The organism is Janibacter sp. UYMM211, from assembly GCF_040547045.1.
In the GTDB taxonomy this organism is placed as follows: Bacteria; Actinomycetota; Actinomycetes; order Actinomycetales; family Dermatophilaceae; genus Marihabitans; species Marihabitans melonis.
This window is the reverse complement of the sequence record NZ_JBEPOY010000001.1, coordinates 894,046-915,187: the sequence shown is the minus strand read 5'-3', so window position 1 is coordinate 915,187 and position 21,142 is coordinate 894,046. Positions and strand designations below refer to the sequence as shown.

Annotated in this window: 19 protein-coding genes and 1 tRNA gene; 16 read left to right on the top strand and 4 right to left on the bottom strand. The window is 73.1% G+C overall.

Annotation, left to right across the window (positions count from 1 at the left end; translation table 11 throughout):
• Positions 1 to 82: 82 nt before the first annotated feature.
• From ABIB53_RS04220 to ABIB53_RS04210, 3 genes are read left to right on the top strand one after another with little or no spacing between them, the layout of a single operon-like run.
• On the top strand, positions 83 to 1,084 hold the full coding sequence (locus ABIB53_RS04220) for an NADP-dependent oxidoreductase (RefSeq protein ID WP_068276979.1): 1,002 nt from the start codon (positions 83 to 85) through the stop codon (positions 1,082 to 1,084).
• A 37-nt stretch (positions 1,085 to 1,121) separates the two neighbouring features.
• The gene (locus ABIB53_RS04215; RefSeq protein WP_354587221.1) at positions 1,122 to 2,072 is read left to right on the top strand and encodes an NADPH:quinone oxidoreductase family protein; all 951 of its coding nucleotides are present in this window, start codon (positions 1,122 to 1,124) and stop codon (positions 2,070 to 2,072) included.
• Entirely contained in the window at positions 2,069 to 2,575 is a 507-nt protein-coding gene (locus ABIB53_RS04210) for a thioesterase family protein (RefSeq protein ID WP_354587220.1), read from the top strand. The genes ABIB53_RS04215 and ABIB53_RS04210 overlap by 4 nt, the downstream gene beginning before the upstream one ends.
• On the opposite strand, the gene ABIB53_RS04205 is transcribed toward ABIB53_RS04210, so the two are convergent.
• Positions 2,565 to 3,035 (bottom strand): MaoC family dehydratase, encoded by a 471-nt coding sequence (locus tag ABIB53_RS04205; protein WP_068276990.1) that lies wholly within the window; start codon positions 3,033 to 3,035, stop codon positions 2,565 to 2,567. The two genes, ABIB53_RS04210 and ABIB53_RS04205, sit on opposite strands and share 11 nt — an antisense overlap.
• Positions 3,036 to 3,149: 114 nt before the next feature.
• Here ABIB53_RS04205 and fabG point away from each other — a divergent pair, with 114 nt between their 5' ends.
• From fabG to ABIB53_RS04150, 11 genes are all read left to right on the top strand, one after another.
• The gene (fabG, locus tag ABIB53_RS04200; RefSeq protein ID WP_354587219.1) at positions 3,150 to 3,911 is read left to right on the top strand and encodes a 3-oxoacyl-ACP reductase FabG; all 762 of its coding nucleotides are present in this window, start codon (positions 3,150 to 3,152) and stop codon (positions 3,909 to 3,911) included.
• Between the two features lie 14 nt (positions 3,912 to 3,925).
• Positions 3,926 to 4,744 (top strand): SDR family oxidoreductase, encoded by an 819-nt coding sequence (locus ABIB53_RS04195; RefSeq protein ID WP_354587218.1) that lies wholly within the window; start codon positions 3,926 to 3,928, stop codon positions 4,742 to 4,744.
• A complete protein-coding gene (locus ABIB53_RS04190; protein ID WP_354587217.1) occupies positions 4,741 to 6,273 on the top strand; it encodes an AMP-binding protein in 1,533 nt (510 codons plus the stop codon). The genes ABIB53_RS04195 and ABIB53_RS04190 overlap by 4 nt, the downstream gene beginning before the upstream one ends.
• 19 nt (positions 6,274 to 6,292) lie before the next feature.
• On the top strand, positions 6,293 to 7,510 hold the full coding sequence (locus ABIB53_RS04185; RefSeq protein ID WP_068276997.1) for an acyl-CoA dehydrogenase family protein: 1,218 nt from the start codon (positions 6,293 to 6,295) through the stop codon (positions 7,508 to 7,510).
• Complete coding sequence (locus tag ABIB53_RS04180) at positions 7,503 to 8,672, top strand: acyl-CoA dehydrogenase family protein (RefSeq protein ID WP_354587216.1); 1,170 nt, start codon at positions 7,503 to 7,505, stop codon at positions 8,670 to 8,672. The genes ABIB53_RS04185 and ABIB53_RS04180 overlap by 8 nt, the downstream gene beginning before the upstream one ends.
• On the top strand, positions 8,669 to 9,751 hold the full coding sequence (locus ABIB53_RS04175) for an acyl-CoA dehydrogenase family protein (protein ID WP_354587215.1): 1,083 nt from the start codon (positions 8,669 to 8,671) through the stop codon (positions 9,749 to 9,751). Before ABIB53_RS04180 ends, ABIB53_RS04175 begins: the two co-directional genes overlap by 4 nt.
• A gap of 45 nt (positions 9,752 to 9,796) precedes the next feature.
• Positions 9,797 to 10,993 carry an acetyl-CoA C-acyltransferase gene (locus ABIB53_RS04170; protein WP_191562924.1) on the top strand — a complete coding sequence of 399 codons (1,197 nt, stop codon included), beginning with the start codon at positions 9,797 to 9,799 and terminating at the stop codon, positions 10,991 to 10,993.
• A 29-nt stretch (positions 10,994 to 11,022) separates the two neighbouring features.
• The gene (locus ABIB53_RS04165) at positions 11,023 to 14,214 is read left to right on the top strand and encodes a carboxyl transferase domain-containing protein (protein WP_354587214.1); all 3,192 of its coding nucleotides are present in this window, start codon (positions 11,023 to 11,025) and stop codon (positions 14,212 to 14,214) included.
• A gap of 14 nt (positions 14,215 to 14,228) precedes the next feature.
• The gene (locus ABIB53_RS04160; RefSeq protein WP_354587213.1) at positions 14,229 to 15,899 is read left to right on the top strand and encodes an AMP-binding protein; all 1,671 of its coding nucleotides are present in this window, start codon (positions 14,229 to 14,231) and stop codon (positions 15,897 to 15,899) included.
• A 127-nt stretch (positions 15,900 to 16,026) separates the two neighbouring features.
• Complete coding sequence (locus tag ABIB53_RS04155) at positions 16,027 to 17,373, top strand: MFS transporter (RefSeq protein WP_354587212.1); 1,347 nt, start codon at positions 16,027 to 16,029, stop codon at positions 17,371 to 17,373.
• 117 nt (positions 17,374 to 17,490) lie between these two features.
• Entirely contained in the window at positions 17,491 to 18,318 is an 828-nt protein-coding gene (locus ABIB53_RS04150; RefSeq protein ID WP_354587210.1) for a hypothetical protein, read from the top strand.
• Here ABIB53_RS04150 and ABIB53_RS04145 read toward each other — a convergent pair.
• Together ABIB53_RS04145 and gntA are read right to left on the bottom strand one after the other, a co-directional pair.
• A complete protein-coding gene (locus tag ABIB53_RS04145; protein WP_201467636.1) occupies positions 18,315 to 18,986 on the bottom strand; it encodes a DUF1989 domain-containing protein in 672 nt (223 codons plus the stop codon). The two genes, ABIB53_RS04150 and ABIB53_RS04145, sit on opposite strands and share 4 nt — an antisense overlap.
• On the bottom strand, positions 18,986 to 19,711 hold the full coding sequence (gene gntA, locus ABIB53_RS04140; protein ID WP_191680336.1) for a guanitoxin biosynthesis heme-dependent pre-guanitoxin N-hydroxylase GntA: 726 nt from the start codon (positions 19,709 to 19,711) through the stop codon (positions 18,986 to 18,988). Before gntA ends, ABIB53_RS04145 begins: the two co-directional genes overlap by 1 nt.
• Positions 19,712 to 19,810: 99 nt before the next feature.
• Here gntA and ABIB53_RS04135 point away from each other — a divergent pair, with 99 nt between their 5' ends.
• Complete coding sequence (locus ABIB53_RS04135; RefSeq protein WP_354587209.1) at positions 19,811 to 20,476, top strand: hypothetical protein; 666 nt, start codon at positions 19,811 to 19,813, stop codon at positions 20,474 to 20,476.
• Here ABIB53_RS04135 and ABIB53_RS04130 read toward each other — a convergent pair.
• Positions 20,467 to 20,961, bottom strand: coding sequence for a YajQ family cyclic di-GMP-binding protein (locus tag ABIB53_RS04130; protein ID WP_068277021.1), 495 nt, complete (start codon positions 20,959 to 20,961; stop codon positions 20,467 to 20,469). The genes ABIB53_RS04135 and ABIB53_RS04130 overlap by 10 nt on opposite strands.
• Before the next feature lie 89 nt (positions 20,962 to 21,050).
• Here ABIB53_RS04130 and ABIB53_RS04125 point away from each other — a divergent pair.
• Positions 21,051 to 21,131, top strand: a tRNA-Tyr gene (locus ABIB53_RS04125).
• Positions 21,132 to 21,142 lie beyond the last annotated feature (11 nt).

Below are 21,142 nucleotides of genomic sequence, written 5' to 3'. Positions count from 1 at the left end.
TCAGTTGAACTCGGGTTCAGATTCTGCGAGGGTGAGCGCGGGCCGCCGTCCGGCGCCCGTCCGACGCATCGCAGGAGCCGACATGACCTGGTCCTCGCAGGAGGTCCGCCTCGCCCAGCGCCCCGCCGGGCGGCCCGACGACAGCACGTGGGAGATCGCGACCACCGAGGTCCCCGACCCCGGCCCCGGCGAGCTCGTCGTGCGTCTCGAGCTCATCTCGCTCGACCCGGCGATGCGCGGCTGGCTCAACGACGTGCGCTCCTACATCCCGCCCGTCGGCATCGGCGAGGTCATGCGGGCCTTCGCCGGGGGCACGGTCGTCGCCAGCCAGCACGAGGACTTCGCCGTCGGCGACACGGTGACGGGCACCTTCGGCGTGCGCGAGCACGCGCTCTCCGACGGCCGCGGGGTGACGAAGGTCGACCTCGACGTCGCGCCGCTCGCCACCTGGCTCGGCGCGCTCGGCATGCCGGGCATGACCGCCTACTTCGGGCTCGAGGACGTCGGCCGGGCCCAGCCCGGCGAGACCGTCCTCGTCTCGGCCGCCGCGGGAGCGGTCGGCAGCGTCGTCGCCCAGCTCGCCCTGGCGAAGGGGTGCCGCGTCATCGGCGTCGCCGGCGGACCGGACAAGGTCGCCTGGCTGCGCGAGCTCGGCCTGCACGAGGTCATCGACCGTCGTGACGGCGACCTGCTGCGCCAGGTGCGCCGGGCCGCCCCGGACGGGGTCGACGTCTACTTCGACAACGTCGGCGGGGAGCTGCTCGACGCCGCCCTGGCCAACCTCGCCCGCGGCGCCCGCATCGCGATCTGCGGCGCGATCTCGACGTACAACGAGGAGCGCCTGCCCGAGGGCCCGCGGCGCTACATGTCGCTGCTCGTCTTCCGCGCGACGATGCAGGGCTTCCTCGTCATGGACTACCTCGACCGTTACCCCGAGGGTGTCGCCGCGATCTCGGAGCTCATCCGCGAGGGTCGGCTCGTCGCGACGGAGACCACCCTCGACGGTGGAGTGGCCGGCTTCCCGCAGGCCCTCCTCGGCCTCTTCGACGGGGTCAACACCGGCAAGCTGCTGCTCGCCGTCTGACACCCGCCCGACCGACCGACCGACGACAGGACACCCCATGCGCGCGATCCACATCTCCACCCTCGAGGGCCCCGACGCGATCGAGGTCGTCGAGCTGCCCGAGCCGCACGACGAGTCGATGGTGCGCATCCGCGTCCACGCGGCCGGCGTCGCCTTCCCCGAGCTGCTCCAGACCCGAGGTCTCTACCAGGTCAAGCCCGACCTCCCCTTCGTCCCCGGGGCAGAGGTCTCCGGCACGGTGATCTCCGCCCCCGAGGGCAGCGGGCTGCGCGAGGGCGACCGGGTCGCCGCGCTCACCCTGCTCGGTGGCTTCGCGCAGGAGGTGCTCGCCCGCCCCGACCTCACCTTCGTCCTGCCCGACGAGGTCGGGCTCGACGCCGGGGCGGCCTTCCTCTTCAACTACTGCACGGCCTACTTCGCGCTCGTCGAGCGCGGACGCCTGGCGAAGGGGGAGAGCGTGCTCGTCCACGGCGCCGCCGGGGGCATCGGCACCGCGGCGATCCAGGTCGCCAAGGCCTTCGGGGCCGGCCGCGTCGTCGCCGTCGTCTCCACCCCCGAGAAGGGCGAGGTCGCGACCCGTGCCGGCGCCGACGAGGTCGTCCTCGCCGACGGCTTCCGCGAGGCGGTCGGCCGCACCGTCGACGTCGTCGTCGACCCGGTGGGCGGCGACCGCTTCACCGACTCGCTGCGGGTGCTGCGCGAGCAGGGTCGCCTGCTCGTCATCGGCTTCACCGCCGGCGAGATCCCCACCGTCAAGGTCAACCGCCTGCTGCTCAACAACGTCGACACCGTCGGCGTCGGCTGGGGCGCCTACGCCCTGGCCCGCCCCGGCCACGTCGCGACGGAGTGGGAGGCGATGCTCCCGCACCTGCGCAGCGGCGCCCTCGCCCCGCTCGTCGGCTCGACCCACCCGCTCGACGACGCCTGCGCCGCGCTGCGCTCGCTCGAGACGCGCCAGGTCGTCGGCAAGGTCCTCCTGCGGCCATGAGCGTCGTCGCCCGCCCCGCCGTCGAGGACGTCCTCGCCCTGCCGGCCGCCCTCGTCGAGGTCGCGCCGCCGGAGTGGCAGGACGGCAACGGCCACGTCAACGTGCGCCGCTTCTACGACCTGCACATGCGCGGCGCCCACGCAGCGCTCACCGCCATCGGTCTCGACGACGACTACCGGTCCTCGACCGGCCAGAGCGTCTTCAGCGTCGAGCAGCACATCCGCTACCTCGACGAGGTCCACGTCGGCGACGAGGTGAGCGTGCACCTGCGCTGGGTCGCCCGCGGCGACAAGGTGCTCCACGCGATGTCCTTCGTCGTCGACCGCACGGCCGGCCGGGTCGTCAACGTCCTCGAGATGCTCGAGGCCCACGTCGACCTCACGACCCGCCGGGCGTGCTCGTGGGCCCCCACCCTCGCCGTCAGGATCGACGACGCGGTGAGGGCCCACGAGGAGCTGCCCTGGCCGGCCCCGACGAGCGGGGCCGTCGGGGTCAGGCGCTGAAGCGACCGATCGACTCGGCGACGAGGATCGGCTTGTCGATGCCCTCGGCCTCGACGGTCAGCGTCGTCACGACGTTGACCTGACCGGGCTTGGTCTCCTCCACCTTCGTCAGCTCGGCGTGCAGCCGGATCCGCGAGCCGACGGGCAGCGGGTGGATGAAGCGCACCCGGTCGTAGCCGTAGTTGAGGCTGTGCGCGAAGCCGTCGAAGGCCATGAGCTCCTCGAGGAAGGCCGGGGTGCGCGACAGGCTGTAGAGCCCGTGCGCGATCGTCGAGCCGAAGGGGCTGTCGGCCGCGCGCTCGGGGTCCACGTGGATCCACTGGTGGTCGCCGGTGAGCTCGGCGAAGGCGTCGATCTTCGCCTGGTCGACCGTGTGCCACTGCGTCGGGCCGAGGGTGACGCCGAGGAGGTCCTTGAGGTCCTGCACGGACGTCGGGCGGCGCTGGGCGATGTCGGTCATGTGTGCTCCTGGAGGGGGTCGAGATGCCGATGGATGATGACGCCAACGTAATTGAACATGAAGACGGGTTCAAGTATGCTGCGAGAGCAGCAGTCGTCGATCGAAGGAGCTCGTATGACCACCCCGCAGCAGCGCGTCGCCGTCGTCACCGGTGCGGCGCGAGGCATCGGCGCCGGCATCGCCCGCCGCCTGGCCTCCGACGGCCTGGCCGTCGCCGTCCTCGACCTCGACGAGTCCGCCTGCCAGGGCGTCGTCGAGCAGATCGAGGCCGACAGGGGACGGGCCCTGGCCGTCGGTGCCGACGTCAGCGACCCCGAGCAGGTCGAGGTCGCCGTGCGCCGCGTCGCCGAGGAGCTCGGCGCCCCGACGGTGCTCGTCAACAACGCGGGCATCATCCGCGACAACCTCATCTTCAAGATGGAGCTCTCCGACTGGGACTCCGTCATGGCGGTCCACCTGCGCGGCGCCTTCCTCATGACCAAGGCCTGCCAGGGCTACATGACCCAGGCGAGATTCGGCCGCGTCGTCAACCTCTCCTCGACCTCCGCCCAGGGCAACCGCGGCCAGGTCAACTACTCCGCGGCGAAGGCGGGTCTGCAGGGCTTCACCAAGACCCTCGCCATCGAGCTCGGCAAGTTCGGCGTCACCGCCAACGCGATCGCCCCCGGCTTCATCGAGACCGAGATGACCGCCGAGACCGCGGCGCGCATCGGCATGGACTTCGAGGACCTCAAGAAGGCCGCCGCCTCGCAGGCCGCCGTGGCCCGCACCGGCCGTCCCGAGGACATCGCCCACGCCGCCTCCTTCTTCGTCAGCGAGGGCGCCGGCTTCACGACCGGTCAGGTGCTCTACGTCGCCGGCGGACCCTGCGACTGAGGGGAGAGGACGACATGGAGATCTCCGGCACGAGCGCCGTCGTCACCGGCGCCGCGGGCGGCATCGGTGCCGCCCTCGCGCAGCGCCTCCTCGAAGGGGGAGCCGCCGTCACCATCACCGACCTCGACGCGAGCCGTCTCGAGGCGAGCGCGCAGCGCCTGCGCGACCTCGGCCACGAGCAGGTGATCGCCGTCGCCGGCGACGCCTCGTCCGAGGACGACATCACGGCGAGCATCGCCGCCGCCGAGGAGGCCCACGGGCCCGTCGACATCTACGCGGCGAACGCCGGGGTCGGCGACGGCTCCGGCCTGTCGGCCACCGAGGCGCAGTGGGACCTCGCCCTCGACGTCAACGTCCGCGCGCACGTGCGCGCCGCCCGCCAGCTCGTGCCCGGGTGGGTCGAGCGCGGGCAGGGCTGCTTCGTGAGCACCGCCTCGGCCGCCGGCCTGCTCACCCAGCTCGGGTCGGCGACGTACTCCGTGAGCAAGCACGGAGCCGTCGCCTTCGCCGAGTGGCTCGCCATCACGTACGGCGACCAGGGCGTGCACGTCAGCTGCCTGTGCCCGATGGGCGTCGACACCGAGATGCTGCGCACCGGCATGTCGCCCGACGCCGGCGACGGGGGAGCCCTCGCCGCCGCGGCCGTCACCGGTGCCGGCGACGTGCTCGACCCGCTCGTCGTCGCCGACGCGGTCGTCGCCGCGCTCGCGGACGAGACCTTCTTCGTCCTCCCGCACGCGGAGGTCGCCGAGTACCAGCGGCGCAAGGTCGACGACCACGACCGCTGGATCCGTGGCATGCAGCGCTACAACCGCACCCTGGAGGGCCGATGAGCACGCAGAACGCCGCCTCGCTCGTGTGGGCCGGGGCGCAGGAGCGCCCCGACGCCGTCGCCCTGCGCGAGGGCGAGCGGTCGTGGACCTTCGCCCAGCTGCGCGAAGGGGTCCGCGGCGCCGCCGCCGAGCTCGCCCGCCGCGGGGTCCGGCCCGGGGACCGGGTCCTCGTCGTCGTGCCGACGAGCGCCGAGTTCGTCCTCACCTACCACGCGCTCCTCGCGCTCGGCGCGACCGCGGTGACGGTCAACCCGCTGTGCACGCCGCGCGAGCTCGAGCACTTCGTGCGCGACGCCGGGTGCACCTACGCCCTCGGCTGGCACGAGGGCGCCGAGGCCGTGACGCGCACCGCCGCCGACACCGACATCCCGCTGTGGGTCCTCGAGCCGGGCGCCGTGCCCGGCGAGGGCCCGGAGCTCGACCCGGCCGCCGTCGGCGTCGACGACGCCGCGGTGCTGCTCTACACCTCGGGCACGACCGGCACGCCGAAGGGCGCCGTCCTCACCCACGGCAACCTCCTGTCGTGCGGTGCCGCGCTCGCGGAGGCGCTCGACCTCACGGCCGAGGACCGGATGGGCACGGCGCTGCCGCTCTTCCACGTCTTCGGCCAGGCCGCGGTGATGTTCACGACGTGGACCGCCGGCGGCAGCCTGTCGCTGCTGCGCCCCTTCGAGCCGAGAGCCCTGCTGCGGATGGCCGCCGACCAGCGCCTCACCGGGGTGGCCGGGGTGCCGACGATGTGGAACGCGATGCTCCACGCCGACACCGACGTCACCGCGGACGACCTCGCCGACCTGCGCCTGGCCTGCTCCGGCGGTGCCGCCCTGCCGCTCGAGGTCGCCAAGGCCTTCCGCGACCGCTTCGGCGCGATGGTCCTCGACGGCTACGGGCTGAGCGAGACGACGGGCGCGGCCACCTTCAACCGGGCCGAGCACCCGCGCAAGGAGATGAGCGTCGGCCGGGCCCTGCCCGGGTGCGCGCTCGCGGTCCTCGACGACGACCGTCGCCCGTTGCCCCCCGGCGAGACCGGCGAGGTCGCCATCAGCGGCCCGGTCGTCATGCGCGAGTACTGGGGCCGGCCCGAGGCGACCGACGAGGTGCGCTCGGGCGAGTGGTTCCTCACCGGAGACATCGGCCGGATGGACGAGGACGGCGACCTGTGGATCGTCGACCGCAAGAAGGACCTCGTCATCCGCGGCGGCTACAACGTCTACCCGCGCGAGGTCGAGGAGGTCCTCTACGGCCACCCCGGCATCCGCGAGGCCACCGTCATCGGGGTGCCCGACGAGCGGCTCGGCGAGGAGCTGGCCGCCGTCATCTCCCCGCAGGACGGCACGACCCTCGACCCCGCCGAGCTGCGGGCCTGGCTCGAGGAGCGGCTCGCCGCCTACAAGGTGCCGCGCATCTACCAGCTCGTCGAGGAGCTCCCGAAGGGGGCCACCGGCAAGATCCTCAAGCGCGACATCGACCGGACCGACATCGCCCGGAGCGGCCAGCGCCCCTCCCGCGCGAGCACACCCACCGCCTGACCGACCGAAGGGAGCCGTCGTGGACTTCGCCCTCGACGAGACCACCACGAGCCTGCGCGAGCGGCTCGTCGACTTCATGGACGAGCACGTCTACCCGTCCGAGGCCACCTACCAGGAGCAGCTCGACGCGGCCCCGGACCGGTGGTCGCCCCCGCCGGTCGTCGACGGGCTCAAGGAGGAGGCGCGCAGCCGAGGGCTGTGGAACCTCTTCCTGCCCGGGCAGGAGGGAGCGGGGCTGACCAACCTCCAGTACGCCCCGCTGTGCGAGGTGCTCGGCCGCAGCCTGCACATCGCGCCGGTCGCGACGAACTGCGCCGCGCCCGACACGGGCAACATGGAGGTGCTGCACATGTTCGGCACCGACGAGCAGAAGGAGCAGTGGCTGCGTCCGCTGCTCGACGGGCAGATCCGCTCCGCCTTCGCGATGACCGAGCCGCGGGTCGCCAGCTCGGACGCGACGAACGTCGAGACCTCGATCGTGCGCGACGGCGACGAGTACGTCATCACCGGGCGCAAGTGGTACATCTCCGGCGCGATGAACCCCGACGCCAAGGTCTTCATCCTCATGGGCAAGACCGACCCGGACGCCGACCGGCACCGCCAGCAGTCGATGATCCTCGTCCCGCGCGATACCCCCGGGGTCGACGTCCGGCGTGGCATGAAGGTCTTCGGCTACGACGACCGCGACCACGGCGGCCACGCCGAGATCGACTTCGCCGAGGTGCGCGTGCCGGCGAGCAACCTCATCGGCGGCGAGGGCGAGGGCTTCGCCATCGCGCAGGCCCGCCTCGGCCCCGGCCGCATCCACCACTGCATGCGCCTCATCGGCATCGCCGAGCGCTCGCTGGAGCTGATGATCGACCGCGCCGCCGAGCGGGTCGCCTTCGGCAAGCCGCTCTCCGACCAGGGCGTCATCCGCGAGTGGATCGCCGAGTCCCGGGTGCGCATCGAGCAGCTGCGCCTGCTCACGCTCAAGGCCGCGTGGCTCATGGACACCGTGGGCAACAAGGGCGCGCACACCGAGATCCAGGCGATCAAGATCGCCGCGCCCAGCACCGTCGAGTGGATCGTCGACAAGGCGGTCCAGGTGCACGGCGCCGGCGGGCTGAGCCAGGACTTCCCCGTCGCCGAGTGGTTCGCCCAGGTGCGCACGCTGCGCTTCGCCGACGGGCCCGACGAGGTCCACAAGAACGCCCTGGCCCGTCACGAGATCCGTCGCAGGAGCGCCCGTGCCTGATCTGCAGCAGCGCGTCGAGGAGCTCCTCGCCGCGCACGACCCGGGCACGACCGACACCACGACCTTCCTCGGCGCGCGCTTCGACGCCGGGCTGGCGTGGGTGCACTTCCCCGAGGGGCTCGGCGGTCTCGGGCTCCCGCGCGGCCGGCAGGTCGAGGTCGACGCGATGCTCTCCGCCGCCGGCGCCCCCGAGCCCGACCTCGGCCGCAACAGCATCGGGCTGGGCATGGCCGCGCCGACGATCCTCGCCTTCGGCACGCAGGAGATGCAGCAGCGCTACCTGCGCCCGCTCTTCACCTGCGAGGAGATCTGGTGCCAGCTCTTCAGCGAGCCCGGCGCCGGCTCCGACCTCGCCGCGGTCGCCACCCGGGCGGTCCGTGACGGCGACGGCTGGGTCGTCGACGGGCAGAAGGTGTGGACGTCGGGCGCGCACAACGCCCAGCACGCCATCCTCCTCGCGCGCACCGACACCTCCGTGCCCAAGCACGCGGGCATGACGTACTTCGTGCTCGACATGAGCGACCCGGGCGTCGACGTGCGACCGCTGCGCCAGATCACCGGCGAGGCGGAGTTCAACGAGGTCTTCCTCACCGGGGTCCGGGTGCCCGACCACGACCGCGTCGGCGCGGTCGGCGAGGGCTGGCGGGTCGCGACGACGACGCTCAACAACGAGCGCGTCGCCATCGGCGCCGGCGCCGAGCGAGAGGCCGGGCAGATCGGCGTCGTCACCCGCCGCTGGCGCGATGACCCCGAGGTCCGCACGCCCGAGGCGCAGAGCGAGCTGCTGCACTGGTGGGTCGAGTGCGAGGTGACCCGCCTGGCCGGCGAGCGCCTGCGCCAGCAGCTCGAGGCCGGTCAGCCCGGCCCGGAGAGCTCGGCGATGAAGCTCGCCTTCGCCCAGCAGGCGCAGCAGGTGAGCGGGCTCGCCCTCGAGATCGCCCCGGAGGAGGGGCTGACCTACGACGACTGGACGATGCGCCGGTCCGGCTCGGCCTCCTTCCTCGGCCGCGGCCCGGGCTTCCGGTACCTGCGTGCGAAGGGCAACTCCATCGAGGGCGGCACGAGCGAGGTCATGCGCAACGTCGTCGCCGAGCGCGTCCTCGGCCTGCCCCCGGACCACCGCCCCGACAAGGGCATCCCCTTCAAGGACGTGCCGCGATGACCGACCTGCTCTACACCGACGTCGAGGAGTCGCTGCGCGACAGCCTGCGCTCGACGCTGCGCCGGGCGCTGCCCGACGACCTGCCCGCCCGGGTCTACGACGAGCCCGGCACCGACGTGTCGGCGCTGTGGCGGGCCGTCGCCTCCGACCTCGGTCTCGCCGGCCTGCTCGTCCCCGAGGAGCACGGCGGTCTCGGCGCCGGGCCCCGCGAGGTCGCCGTCGTGCTCGAGGAGCTCGGCCGCACCGTCGCCCCGCTGCCCTACCTCACGAGCGCCGTCGTCGCGACGACCGCGCTCGTGCGCGTCGGCGACACCGAGAGCCTGCCGGCCCTGGCCGACGGCGAGCAGGTGGCCGCCCTCGTCCTGCCGTGGACCGCCCGCCGCGGTGCGTGGCACGCGGTCGACCCGAGCACCCCCGTCGAGCCGGTCGCGGGCGCCCTCGTCGGCGGGCGGACGGCCGACCTCTTCGTCGTCCCCGTGCTGCGCGACGGGGCGACCTCCCTTCGCCTGCTCTCCCGCGACGACGTCGAGGTCGAGGCGATCACCTCGCTCGACATGACCCGTCCGCTCGCCCGCGTCCGTGCCACCGGCGAGGGCCGCGAGATCGCTCGCGGCGTCGAGGCGGACGCCGCCGTCGACGCCGCGCTCGGCGCCGGGCAGGCGCTGCTCGCCTCCGAGCAGCTCGGGCTGGCCCAGTGGTGCCTCGAGACGACCGTCGAGTACGCGAAGACCCGCGTGCAGTTCGCCCGTCCGATCGGCTCCTTCCAGGCGATCAAGCACCGCCTCGCCGACCTCTACCTCGTCGTCGTCGGCGCCCAGGCCGCGGCCCGCTACGCCGCCGCGACGCTCGCGCAGGACGACCCGGACGAGCACGTCGCCCAGGCCCTCGCCCAGGTGAGCTGCTCCGACGCCGCGGTCCGCGCGGCAGAGGAGGCGCTGCAGCTGCACGGCGGCATCGGCATGACGTGGGAGCACCCCGTGCACACCCGCCTCAAGCGGGCGAAGTCCGACCAGCTCGCCCTGGGCACCCCGCAGCGCCACCGCGCCGACCTCGCGGTGCTGCTCGACCTCACCCTCTGACGACCCGACCACCCCGACATCCCGCACAGACCAGGAGATCCACCCATGCGCGAAGCCGTCATCGTCTCCACCGCCCGCACGCCCATCGGGCGTGCGTACCGCGGAGCCTTCAACGACACCCAGCCCCAGGAGCTCGTCGGCCACGCCGTGCGCCACGCGGTCGAGCGGGCCGGTGTCGAGGGGGCCCAGGTCGAGGACGTCGTCATCGGCGCCGCCCTCCAGCAGGGCGCGGGCTCGATGAACATCGGCCGCCAGGCAGCCCTGCGCGCCGGCCTGCCCGTGAGCGTCGCCGGCATGTCCGTCGACCGCCAGTGCGCGAGCGGGCTCATGGCCATCGCGACCGCCGCGCGCCAGGTCGTCCACGACGGCATGGACGTCGCCGTCGGCGGCGGCGTCGACTCGATCTCGCTCGTGCAGAACGAGCACATGAACACCTACCGGATGAAGGACCCGTGGCTCGTCGAGCACGTGCCGGCCACGTACATGTCGATGCTCGAGACCGCCGAGGTCGTCGCGAACCGCTACGGCGTCTCGCGCGAGGCGCAGGACGAGTACGCCCTGGAGTCGCAGCGCCGCACCGCGGCCGCGCAGGAGGCCGGCCGCCTCGACGAGGAGATCGTCGCGCTGCCCTCGGTGATGAAGGTCGCCGACAAGGCCACCGGTGAGGTGAGCTCGCGCGAGACGACCCTCACCCGCGACGAGGGCAACCGCCCCGGCACGGCCATCGAGGACCTCCAGCGGCTGCGCCCGGTGCTCGCCGGCGAGGCGACCGAGGGCTTCTCGATCACCGCGGGCAACGCCTCGCAGCTCTCCGACGGCGCCTCCGCGGTCGTCGTCATGGAGGCCGCCGAGGCCTCGCGCCGCGGGCTCACCCCGCTCGGCGCCTTCCGCGGCATGGCGGTCGCCGGCTGCGAGCCCGACGAGATGGGCATCGGCCCGGTCTTCGCGGTGCCGAAGCTGCTCGAGCAGCACGGGCTCACCGTCGACGACATCGACCTGTGGGAGCTCAACGAGGCCTTCGCCGTGCAGGCGCTGTACTGCCGTGACCGCCTCGGCATCGACCCCGAGCGCTACAACGTCGACGGAGGCGCGATCTCCATCGGCCACCCGTACGGCATGAGCGGGGCCCGCATGACCGGTCACGTCCTGCTCGAGGGTCGTCGTCGCGGCGCCCGCTACGGCGTCGTGACGATGTGCGTCGGCGGCGGCATGGGGGCGGCCGGCCTCTTCGAGATCTACTGACCCGTATCGACGAAGGGAGGGCGAGCCCGATGTCGGTCCTCGTCGCCAACCGTGGGGAGATCGCGGTCCGTGTCGTGCGGGCCGCCCAGGAGGCCGGCCTGCCCGCCGTCGTCGCGGTGACCCGCGACGAGACGGACTCGCTCGCCGCGCGCCTGGCCGGCACCGTGCACGTCCTGCCCGGAGAGGGGCCCGGGGCCTACCTCGACGCCGCCGCGCTCGTCGCGGCGGCGCGCGAGCACGGCTGCACGCTGCTCCACCCGGGCTACGGCTTCCTCAGCGAGCACCCCGACCTGGCCCGCGCGTGCGAGGAGGCCGGGGTGACCTTCGTCGGCCCGGCGTCGCACCTACTCGCCCTCTTCGGCGACAAGGGCGCCGCGCGCCGCGCGGCCCAGGAGGTCGGCGTGCCGGTCCTGCCCGCCACCGCGGTGGGGATCGGGCAGGACGAGGCCGTCGCCTTCGCCGCCGCGCAGCACCCCGCGGGCGTCATGGTCAAGGCGGCCGCGGGCGGCGGCGGGCGCGGCATGCGGGCCGTGCCCGCGGGCGAGGACGTCGCCGAGGCCTGGCGGCGGGCGGGGTCCGAGGCCGAGCGCAGCTCGGGCTCCTCGGCCCTCTTCGCCGAGCTCTACCTCGAGCGGGCCCGGCACGTCGAGGTGCAGGTCGTCGGCGACGGCACCGGCGCCGTGACCACCCTCGGCGAGCGCGACTGCACCCTGCAGCGGCGCTTCCAGAAGGTGCTCGAGGTCGCCCCCGCCCCGGATCTGCCCGAGCAGGTGCGCACCCATCTCGCCGAGGCCTCCGCGGCGCTGCTGCGCGGCCGCGGCTACCGGGGGCTCGCGACCGTCGAGCTCCTCCTCGACGCCGACGACCCGACCCGCTGGTGGTTCATCGAGGTCAACCCCCGCCTGCAGGTCGAGCACCCCGTGACCGAGATGGTCACGGGGGTCGACCTGGTCCTCGCCCAGCTGCGCCTCGCGCAGGGCGCGAGCCTGGCCGACCTCGGCCTGCAGACCCCGCCCGTCGTGCGTGGCAGCGCCGTCGAGCTGCGCGTCGCGGCCGAGCGCGTCGGCGCCGCCGGCGAGTCCTTCGCCGCGCAGGGCGTCGTCGACGAGCTCGTCCTGCCCGCCGGGCCGGGCACGCGCGTCGACACCCACCTCCTGCCCGGGACCCGTCTCGAGGGCACCTTCGACTCCCTCGTGGCGAAGGTCGTCACCCACAGCCAGGTCGACCTCGCCGCCGCGCTGGGCAAGGCCCGGCAGGCCGCCGAGCAGATGGTCGTCGGCGGGGTCGAGACCAACCTGCCCGTCCTGCGGGCCGTGCTCGACCACGACGACCTCGCCGCGTGGCGGGTGACGACCCGCTGGATCGAGGGCAGCGGGGTCCTCGACGGCCTCGGCGGCACGCACGAGTCCGGGGACGGCCGGGTGCTCGCGGAGACGACCGGCACGGTCGTCGACCTCCTCGTCGCCCCCGGCGACCGCGTCGAGCCGGGAGCCCCCCTCCTCGTGCTCGAGGCGATGAAGATGGAGCACGTCGTGACCGCGCCCGCCGGCGGCGTCGTCACCGCGATCCGCCCCGAGCGCGGGACGACGACCGCGGCCGGCGACCTGCTCGTCGAGATCGCCGTCGACGACCTCGGGGGTGGGGAGCGCGCCGAGCAGGAGGTGCTCGACCTCGACGCCGAGCGCGACGACTTGCGCCGGCTGCGCGAGCGCGCCGAGCGCCGTCTCGACGCGGCCCGGCCCGACGCCGTCGCCCGACGGCACGAGCGCGGTCAGCGCACCGCGCGCGAGAACGTCGCCGACCTGTGCGACGAGGACAGCTTCGTCGAGTACGGCGGGCTGGCCCGCGCCGCCCAGCGCGCGCGCCGCAGCGAGGAGGACCTCATCGCCTCGACGCCCGCCGACGGCATCGTCACTGGCATCGGCCGGGTGAGCGCGTCCTCCGGGGCGCAGGACACCCGCTGCGCCGTCCTGGCCTACGACTACACCGTGCTCGCCGGCACCCAGGGCTACCTCAACCACAAGAAGACCGACCGCGTCCTCGAGATCGCCCGGGCGCAGCGCCTGCCGGTCGTCCTCTTCGCCGAAGGGGGAGGCGGTCGCCCCGGCGACACCGACACGACCGTCGCGAGCGGTCTCGACGTCGGCACCTTCGCGACGATGGGCAGCCTCAGCGGGCTCGTCCCGACGGTCGGCATCGCCGCCGGACGCTGCTTCGCCGGCAACGCCGCGCTGCTCGGGTGCTGCGACGTCGTCATCGCCACCCGTGACTCGACGATCGGCATGGGCGGGCCGGCGATGATCGAGGGCGGCGGCCTCGGCGTGCACCGCCCCGAGGACGTCGGCCCGATCGAGGTGCAGGGCAGCAACGGCGTCGTCGACGTCGTCGTCGAGGACGAGGAGGAGGCCGTCGACGTCGCCCGGCGCTACCTCGGGTACTTCCAGGGCACCCACGACACGTGGTCCGCCCCCGACCAGCGCCTGCTGCGCCACGTCGTGCCCGAGAACCGCGTGCGCGTGTACGACGTGCGCCGGGCCGTCGAGGCGCTCGCCGACGAGGGCTCGGTGCTCGAGCTGCGAGCCGGCTTCGCGCCCGGCATGGTCACCGCGCTCGTGCGCGTCGAGGGCCGGCCGATGGGGCTCGTCGCCAACAACCCGGCGCACCTCGGCGGGGCGATCGACACCCCGGCGGCGGACAAGCTCGCGCGCTTCCTCCAGCTGTGCGACGCCCACGGCCTGCCGGTCGTCTCGTTGTGCGACACCCCGGGCTTCATGGTCGGGCCGGAGCACGAGCGCACGGCGGCGGTCCGGCACTTCGCGCGCCTCTTCGTCATCGGCGCCCACCTGCGGGTCCCGATGATCACCGTCGTCCTGCGCAAGGGCTACGGGCTCGGCGCCCAGGCGATGGCAGCCGGCGGCTTCCACCGCCCCGCGGCGACGATCGCCTGGCCGACCGGCGAGATCGGGGGCATGGGGCTCGAGGGGGCCGTGCGCCTGGGCTACCGGCGCGAGCTCGAGGCGATCGCTGACCCGGCCGAGCGGGCCGCCCGTGAGCAGGCCCTCCTCGACGACCTCTACGAGCGTGGGCGGGCCGTCGCGGCGGCCTCCGTCGTCGAGCTCGACGACGTCGTCGACCCCGCGGACACGAGGCGGTGGGTCCTCACCGCCCTCGCGTCCGCACCCGTCCCCGACGTGCCGGGCCGGTACGTCGACACCTGGTGAGCGAAGGAGCCGTCGTGGACTACGACGAGGCACTGGTCGAGATCCGTCGTCGGCAGGAGAGGGTGCGCCCCCCGGGCGTGCCCCGTGACGTCGTGCACCCCCTCGGCGAGCTCACCGTCCCCGAGCACGTCGACGCCTGGGCGAGGACGAAGGGGGAGCAGCCCGCCGTCGTCCTCGACGGGCGCGTCCTCACCTACGCCGAGCTCGCCGACGAGCACGCGCGGTGGGCCGGCTGGCTGCGCTCGGCCGGGGTGGACCCCGGCGAGCGCGTGGCGGTGCACCTGGGCAACGTGCCGGACTTCGTCGTCGCGATGCTCGGCACGCTGCGCGCCGGGTGCGTGCACGTGCCGGTCAACCCGATGTTCCAGCACGCCGAGCTCGTCCACGAGCTCGGCGACTCCGGCGCGGCGGTCGTCGTGACGAGCGCCGACCTCGCGCAGCGGGCCGCGACGGCAGCGGCGGAGTCCGGCGTCGGCGCGCTCGTCGTCGTCGGCGACGGCCCGCTGCCGCAGGAGCCGGGCCTGAGGGTCCTGCGCTGGTCCGAGGCGGTGGCGGCGGACCCCCTTCGCGACCCGGCCCGTGATCTCGACGCGCTCGCCGCCCTCAACTACACCGGGGGCACGACCGGGGTGCCGAAGGGGTGCGAGCACACCCAGCGGCACATGGTCTACACGGCGGTGAGCGCGGCGGGGGCCAACGGCTTCCTCGGGACCCACGTCGTGTCGTTGTGCTTCATCCCCGTCTTCTGGATCGCGGGGGAGGACCTCGGCATCCTCATCCCGCTCGTCATGGGCGGGACGTCGGTGCTCCTGCAGCGGTGGGACGCCGCGCGCGTCGTCGACCTCGTCGAGCGGCACGGCGTGACGACGACGGCCGCCACGGTCGAGAGCTATCTGGAGATCCTCGAGGTGCCCGGGGTGGCCGAGCGCGACCTCAGCAGCCTCACCGCCCCGATGACGATGTCCTTCATCCGCAAGCTGACGCCCGAGGTGCGCCGGCGGTGGGCCGAGGTCGTCGGTGCCGGGTCGGTGCTGCGCGAGGGCTCCTACGGCATGACGGAGAGCCACACCGTCGACGTCGTGCCGTTCGGCTTCCACGAGGGCGACCACGACCTGCTCGCCGAGCCGGTCTTCTGCGGGCTGCCCGTGCCCGGCACCGACGTCCTCGTCGTCGACCCCGTGAGCGCACGGCCCCTCGACGTCGGCGAGCACGGCGAGATCCTCCTGCGCAGCCCCTCGATCATGACCGGCTACTGGCGCAACCCGCAGGCGAGCGCCGAGCAGCTGCGCGACGGCTGGCTGCACACGGGGGACACCGGCTATCTCGACGAGGACGGCTGCCTGCACTACCTCGCGCGCACGAAGGACATGATCAAGGTCAAGGGGATGAGCGTCTTCCCCGCCGAGGTCGAGATGCTCCTCGTGCGCCACCCCGACCTCGCCTCGGTGGCCGTCGTGCCCGCCGACGACCCGCGGACCGGCCAGCGTCCGGTCGCCTTCGTCACGGCGCGCGAGGGGTGCTCCGTCGACGCCGAGGACCTCCAGCGCTGGGCGGGGGAGCAGATGTCGTCCTACAAGGTCCCCGTGGTCCACGTGCTCGACACCTTCCCCCTCACCGACACCGGCAAGATCCGCAAGGGCGAGCTGCTGGGCCGCGCCCAGGACCTGCTCGACGCCCGCGGCTGACCGCCTTCGCCGGGGTCACCGCCCACAGGTCGGGCCGGCGACGTCCACGGCGGTGCCCGAGGTGTTGACAAGACCTGAACCTGGGTTCAACATGAACTCGAATGTTCATTCACCTAAGGAGCGGGCAATGACATCACCAACAGCGTCGTCGGACCTGATCCACGAGCGGGCCACGAGGAAGGCGCTCACGCGCCTCGTGCCGCTGCTCATGGCGGCGTACTTCATGGCCTTCGTCGACCGGACGAACGTCGGCCTGGCCAAGACCTCGCTCGAGGTGGACGCCGGCATCGACGCCGCCGCGTACGGGCTCGGCGCCGGGCTGTTCTTCATCACCTACGCCTTCCTCGAGGTGCCGAGCAACCTCATCCTCCACCGGGTCGGGGCGAAGGTCTGGATCAGCCGGATCGCGGTGACGTGGGGCCTGCTGACGATGTCGATGATGTTCATCTCCAACCCGACCGTCTTCTACGTCCTGCGCCTCCTGCTCGGCGCCGCCGAGGCCGGTCTCTACCCCGGGATCATGTACCTCATCACGATGTGGTTCGCGCAGAAGGACCGCGCGAAGGTCGTCGGCCTCATCCTCACCGCGTCCTCGGTCGCCTTCATCGTCGCCAACCCCATCGGCGGCGCGATCATGACGCTCGACGGTCTCGGCGGTCTGCACGGCTGGCAGTGGCTCTTCGTCCTCGAGGGCATCCCGACGGTCCTGCTCGGCGTCTACATCTTCTTCCGCCTGCCGAACTCGCCGCAGACGGCGACCTGGCTCGAGCCGGAGGAGGCCGCCGAGCTCACCCGGCGCGCCGTCGGCGACGAGGGCCACGTCGTGGAGACCCCCGGCGCGATCATCCGCAACGCGATGTCCAAGCCCTTCCTGCTCACCATCGCGGCGATCTACTTCATGAACCAGATCGCGACCTACGGCGTCGTCTTCTTCGTCCCCTCGATCGTCGAGTCGATGAACGTCTCCGACCCCTTCATGATCGGTCTCATCGCCGGCTCGGTCGGGATCGGTGCCGTCGTCGGCGTCATCGCGATCCCCCGGGTGCTGGCCCGCACCGGCAACGAGGTCGTGCTCATCGCGATCGCGACCGCCGCGGCGATCGTCATGGCTCTCATCTTCGTCGCGGTCGACCAGCCGGTCGCCCGCATGGTCATCCTCAGCGCGACCATGCTCTTCATCGTCGGCGTGCAGCCGCTCTACTGGTCGGTCCTCATGGCCCGGCTCGGCGGCGTCGCCGCGGCGGCCGGTCTGGCCTTCGTCAACACCATCGGTCTCACCGGCGCCTTCGTCGGGCCGTACGCCTTCGGTCTCACCGAGAAGGCGACCGGCTCGCCGTCCTCGGGGCTGTGGGTCCTCATCGCCGCGACCTGCGTCGGCCTGCTGTGCGTGCCGCTGCTGCGCGTCCTGCTCACCCGCCACGACCGCACCCACGCGGTGCGCCCGGTCGAGGAGTCGGTCCCGAGCGCGATCTGACCACCCGCGCCGGACGCGACGGCCACGACCCCACCGGGTCGTGGCCGTCGTGCGTGCCGGGGTGCCGGGCCGGCCGTGACCTGCGATGCTGCTCGCTCAGCAGCAGGGGAGCACGTCATGAGCATCGAGACCCGGGACTCGCACGTCCCGCAGCCCGCCACGCCCGAGGGCGACGGGGTGTCGCCGGACCGCGCACGTCGGTCGGCCCGAGTCGTCGGGCACGCGATCATCGGCATGTGGCTCGTCCTCGCTGCGCTCGCATGGGCCGGCGGGGCGAGAGTCGTCACCCTCGACCAGCTCGAGCGCGACGTCTCCCACGACACGGTGTCCGCGCTCGGGGACGAGCGCTACGTGCCCGGCTCCGCCTGGTGGAGCTGGTTCCCGATCGACGCGAGCGGAGGGGTCGACCCGGCAGAGCTCAGCGGCCAGCCCGGTGCCGTCGTGTACCAACGTGACGACAGCCTGGTGCGACGCACCTACGTCGTCCTGCCCTCGTCGCGCGGGGAGGGCGACCAGGCCTGGGACGGGCTGTCGGTCGCGAGGGACGAGTGGCGAGGTGCCGAGCGCGAGCGGCTGGAAGCCGTCATGGTCCAGCTCGACGACCAGCGTCCCCAGGCGCGTGCGGGTGACCTGCCGTCGCGGTGGCTCACCGAGGGGGGCTTCGTCGCCGTCATGGTGGTCGGGTCGTTGGCCGTGCTCTCGGTCCTGCTGCGCCTGCGCCCGACGCACGGCAACCGGTGGTACTGGTTCTGGGTCCTCCTCGCCCTGCCCGGCGGTGTCGGTTGGCTGCTCTACGCCCGGCGTGAGCACCTCGACCCCAGCCCACGGGTGCGCCGGTACGGCGGGTGGTCAGGTGTTGCCTCGGGCATCGCCTACAGCTTCCTGCTCGCGGTCGGGATGCTCGTGCTCGTGAGCGCGACCGGCATGACCGTCATCCCGCGCTAGGCGTCGACGCGCAGGTCGATCGGGGTGCACCGCCCGTTGTTCGACTTCTCCGCGGAGCAGGCGGTGACGCCGACGAGCAGGTCCATCTCGGCGCGCACGACGAAGCGGTCGCCGGGCACCGTCGGCGGCGGGTCGATGTGCAGCTCGCCGTCGAGATCGGTCCACACGTCCATGAAGACGTTGAGCGTCGTCGAGATCCGGTCCGGCGAGATGCCGTGCGGCGCGAAGGCCCCGGCGAGGTTGGCGAAGCAGCTCGGGTGCTCGGCCCCGCCGAGGTCGGGGTAGAGGATGTCGAAGGTGTCCTGGCTGCACGGCGTGAGCGTGAGGTCGTGCACCCCGACGCTGTCCTCGACGACGGTCGCCATGACGCGCGAGCGGTTGCTGTAGAGGCTGCTGCCCGGCCCGACGTAGATCGTGTTCGCGTAGTCGGTCGTGCGCCCGCTGGAGAACCACTCGTCGTGGTCCTCGGCGGCGAAGAGGAAGAGGTCGCTCACCTGCTCCCCGCACGGGTCGACGACGGTGAGGGTCGCCCCCTTCGGCAGCCGCACGGCGGTGCCCGTCTGCGGCGCGAGACGGGTGAAGCCCTCGGCCGGTGCGTCCTCGCTGCCGACGTAGGCGCGGCGGGCGTCGGGCGCGGGCGTGCGGGGGTGCTGCGAAGGGGGAGTCATCACGGCTCTCTCGGGGTGAAGGGGGCGTGCCAGTCGTCGTCGACCCTACGGCCGGAGTACTGGCGCGCCTCCGAGGACGACCCGTGGTCGGCGACCATCGGGTTGGTCGTGCCCTGCACGGCGGTGTCCCGGCGGCGGATCGTGTCGCGCATGCGCTCGTAGGAGCCCTGGCTGCGCAGGGTCTCGAACTGCTCGTGGAGGTTGAAGACGAGCATCGGCAGCGGCGCACGGCGGGCGACGCGCGAGGCCTGCGGGTGCAGCCCGACGATGAAGTACGCGACCCCCGCCTGGCTGAAGGCGAAGTGCGCCTGGTCGGGCTCCTGGTCCACGCCCGACGCCCACGGCACCTCGTCCTCGTCGTGCAGCGTCTGCAGCACCTGCCACAGCATCTGCTCGAAGTGGCGCTCGTCCTCGACGTCCGGGCCGCGGAAGACGGCGACGAAGGAGACGAAGGGCCCCGCGGGGTCGGCGCTGCGGCCGTACTCCGCCAGCGCCCGGGCGAGCTCGCGGACGTCGTGCGGCGAGGACATGTCGTCGAGGACGACGACGGTCGCGTCGTCGCGGCGGAAGACCGAGCGCGCGCCGAGGCACGGGTACTCCGGGTGGGCGATCATCGCGCCGACCGCCGCGACGACGTCATCGCTGCCGGCCTCGGCCAGGCCGGCGTCGGCCTGCTCCTGGAGGTGGTGCTCGAGAGAGCGGGGAGCGGTCTCGGGCACAGTCATGGCCTCGACGCTAGGTCGGCGGGGAGGCCGACGATGCCTCCTTGCGGGTGTGAGCCCCATCTGCCCCACGAGCCCCGGCAGGCCCTAGGATCGCCCGCCGTGAGCGATCGATCCCAGACGCAGCCCGCCGTCACGGTCAACCCCGAGGCCGGGGAGCACCGCGTCGTCGCCGACCCCGAGCTGCTCGCCGCGTGCGAGCGCGCCATCGAGGTGACCTACGAGCGCCACCCGTACTACACGGCGCGGTACTCCGAGCGGGGCCGACGCTTCTCCTCCAGCGACTCGGGCTGGCTCGCCCGGCTCGGCACGGCCGACCCCGACCACGCGTGGGGCCAGGTGTCGTGGCTGGCGCAGGTCCTCGCGGCGCGGGGGATGCCCACGGTCCTGCTCGAGGAGCACCTCGCGCTGCTCGCGGACCAGATCCGGACGGTCGAGGGAGAGCAGGTCCGCGCGGACGGGCTCGCCGGCCTCTCGCGGCGGCTGCGCCGGGCGCGGCTCGGTTCGCTCGACCACGACACCTTCGTCGAGCTCGAGCGCGACCTCGAGGTGCGGACGGCGGGGGAGAGCACCCAGCTGCCCCGGGCCGGTCTGCTCGTCGTGTCCGCCGTCGCGGACGAGCTGCGCGGGCTCGAAGGGGTGGAGTCCTCGCTCCTCCAGTGGCTGGCCGACCCCGAGGTCTTCTCACCCACGTGGGCCCGCGCGGTGCGGACCACCGCAGACCGAGCCCGCGCGGCGGCGAGCCCGGTCGGAGTCGGTCAGCGGTAGTTCGTGTACTGCAGCGCGACCTCGAGGTCCTTGCCCTTGAGCAGCTGCTGCACCGCCTGGAGGTCGTCGCGCGACTTGCCCGAGACGCGCAGCTCGTCACCCTGGATCTGGGCCTTGATCCCCTTCGGGCCCTCGTCGCGGATGATCTTGGAGATCTTCTTCGCGTTCTCCTGGTCGATGCCCTCCTTGAGCGGGCCGGCGAGGACGTGCTCCTTGCCCGAGGGCTTGGGCTCCTTGTCGCCGAAGTCGATGTTCTTCAGCGAGACGCCGCGCCGCACGAGCTTGGTCTCGAAGACGTCGAGCACCGCGAGGACGCGCTCGGCGGTGTTCGCCTTGATCGTCACCGACTCGCCGCTCCACTCGATGGAGGCGCCGACGCCCTTGAAGTCGTAGCGCTGGGCGACCTCCTTGGCGGCCTGGTTGAGGGCGTTGTCGACCTCCTGCTTGTCGACCTTGCTGACGATGTCGAAGCTGCTGTCGGCCATGCTGGGTGCTCCTGGGGTGCGGGTCGGGGACGGGGTGCACGCGCACGATTTAGCCTGCGTGCCGCGGCTTGCTATCCTTCCACGCGCACGGCGGGTTGCCCGAGCGGCCAATGGGAGCGGACTGTAAATCCGTCGCGAAAGCTTCGAAGGTTCGAATCCTTCACCCGCCACCCGTGCAGCG